Origin of the sequence: Chromobacterium sp. S0633 (assembly GCF_024158805.1) — a bacterium.
In the GTDB taxonomy this organism is placed as follows: domain Bacteria; phylum Pseudomonadota; class Gammaproteobacteria; order Burkholderiales; family Chromobacteriaceae; genus Chromobacterium.
The window spans coordinates 1-2581 of the sequence record NZ_JAMZGH010000101.1 but is presented as its reverse complement, the minus strand read 5'-3'; the positions used below and the strand labels follow the sequence as shown (position 1 = coordinate 2581).

Here is a 2581-nt window from a genome sequence, read left to right as displayed (position 1 = left end):
GGCCAGATGGGCGGCCAGCCGCGCCGCGTTGCCGCGCAGCGAGGCGTCGGATTTCGCGGAAACGACCAGCAATTGCGCGCCTTCGTCCGCGCCGGCCGCCGTTTCGCCGGCGGCCGCGCGCGGCGGCGCGAGCAGCACCGCGTGCGCATTGGTGCCGCTGAAGCCGAAGGAGCTGACCCCGGCGACGCAGGGCGCGCCGCCGGCGTCTATGCGTTCCGCGCCGAGCGCGAGGCGCAGCGGCAGCGTGTCCCAGTCGATGCCGCGGTTGGGCGTGCGCACATGCAGGGTGGCGGGCACCACGCCATGGCGCACCGTCAGCGCCGCCTTGATCAGCCCGGCAATCCCCGCCGCGCCTTCCAGATGGCCGAAATTGCTCTTGATCGAGCCCAGCAGCACGCGCTCCTCGCGGCCGCGGCCGGCGAACACGGAGGCCAGCGCCGCCGCCTCTATCGGATCGCCCAGCGCGGTGCCGGTGCCGTGCGCCTCGATATAATTCACCTGCGACGCGTCGATGCGCGCGGCGCGCAAGGCCGCCCGCACCAGCTCGCGCTGCGCGTGCTCGTTAGGCACCGTCAGGCCCGCGCTGCGGCCATCGTGATTGACCGCCGAGCCGGCGATCAGCGCGTCTATGGTGCGCCCGGCGGCCTCGGCGTCGGCGAGCCGCTGCAGCACCACCACGCCGCAGCCCTCGCCGCGCACGAAGCCGTCCGCGCCATCGTCGAAGGAGCGGCAGCGGCCGCTGGGCGACAGCATGTGCGCCCGGCATTCGGCGGCGGTGGACAGCGGCGACAGCACCACATTGACGCCGCCGACGATGGCGATGTCGCACTCGCCGGCGCGCAGCGCGTTGCAAGCCAGGTGCACGGCGACCAGCGACGACGAGCACGCGGTATCTATCGTCAGCGTCGGCCCGTGCAGGCCGAGCGCGTGCGACACGCGGCCCGCCAGCACGCTGGGCGCGTTGCCCGAGGCGGTGTAGAGGTCGACCTCCTCCGCCCGGCGGAAACGGTGCGCGTAGTCCTGATGCATGACGCCGGCGAACACCCCGGTGGCCGAGCCCTTCAGTTCCGCCGCCGTCATGCCGGCGCGCTCCACCGCCTCCCAAGCCACCTCGAGCAGCATGCGCTGCTGCGGATCCAGCATCGCCGCCTCGCGCGCCGAAATGCCGAAGAAGCCGGCGTCGAAGGAGGCGATGTCGTCCAAAAAGCTGCCGGTGCGGCAGTAGATGCGGCCGCTCGCGTCCGGGTCGGCGTCGAAGTAGCGCTCGACGTCCCAACGCTCGGCCGGCACCTCGCTCACGCCGTCCGCGCCGTCGAGCAGCCGCTGCCACAGCGCCTCCGGCGAGTCGACGCCGGCGAAACGGCAGCCCATGCCGACCACGGCGATGGGCGCGTGCCGGCGCTGTTCGGCGCCGTCCAGTTCGCGCTGCAGGCGTTCGATCTCGCGCAGCGCGTTCCGCATCAGCGCAGTCGTGTCGATCTGGCTCATCGCGCGTCCTTTCTATTCAATTCCTTCAGTTTCGCGGACAGCATTTCCACGATCTCCTCCTGCGACATCGCGGCGTCCGCCGGCGCGTCGGGCTCGGCGGCGGGCGCGGCGGGCGTCGCCTCCGCCTCGGCCATGCCGAACACCGTCCGCGCCAGATGGTCCGCCAAGGCGGCTATGGTCGGATTCGAGAAAATCACCGTGGTCGGTATCGCGCGGCCGAAACGCTTTTCCAGCAGCACGCGCAGATCGGTGATCAGCAAGGAGTCCAGGTCGTAGTCGAACAGCGAGCGCTCGGGGTCCAGCGAGGCCAGCGGCGTGCCGGTCACCAGCGCGGCGTCCTCGGCCAGCAGTTGGAACAGACGATGTCGTCTTGCCTCCGCCGGCAGCGCCAGCAGCTCGCTGACCGAGGAGGTGGAACCCGCGCCCGGCTGGGCGGTGGCGATGCCGGCGAAGCGGCTGGCCGGCACATGCGGCGGCCATTGCTCGATCAAGCGCCCCCAATCGATGGGCAGCAGCACGAGGTGGGCCGGCAGGTCCGCCCCCAGCGCGATCTCGAAAGTGGCGCGGCCGCATTCGGCCTCGATCTGGCCGATGCCCAGCTGCGCGAGCCGCCGCTTGGCGTTGGCGCTGGAGCGGGCCAGCATGCCCACGTCCTGCCACGGCCCCCAGGCGATGGACAGCGCGGGCAGCCCTTGCGCGCGGCGGCGCGCAGCCAGCGCGTCTAGGTAGGCGTTGGCCATGGCGTAGGTCGATTGCCCCGGCGCGCCGAAGGCGGCGGCGGCGGAGGAAAACAGCACGAAGTGTTCCAGCGGGTAAGCCAGGGTGCGCTCATGCAGCAGCCAGGCGCCGCGGGCCTTGCCGGCCAGGGTGGCGGCCAGCGACGCCGGCGTGACGTCGCCGACCAGGCAGTCCTCCACCACGCCCGCCAGATGGCAGACGCCGCGCAGCGGCGGCATGGTCGCGTCGATCTCGGCCAGCAGCGCGTCGACGTCCGCTTCCGCCGCCACGTCGGCCTGCCACACCTTCACCTCCACGCCGTCGCGGCGCAGCGCGGCCAGCGCCGCCTCGGCCGCGGCGTCGGCCGGCCGGCGGC

2 protein-coding genes are annotated in these 2581 nt (G+C 72.7%); both read right to left on the bottom strand.

Annotation, left to right across the window (positions count from 1 at the left end; translation table 11 throughout):
* Window positions 1-1488: type I polyketide synthase (locus NK214_RS24715; RefSeq protein WP_253315784.1), on the bottom strand; the 1488-nt coding region annotated here is incomplete at its 3' end.
* A partial coding sequence (locus NK214_RS24710) for a beta-ketoacyl reductase (RefSeq protein WP_253315783.1) occupies window positions 1485-2581 on the bottom strand: 1097 nt, incomplete at its 5' end. The genes NK214_RS24715 and NK214_RS24710, both read right to left, overlap by 4 nt.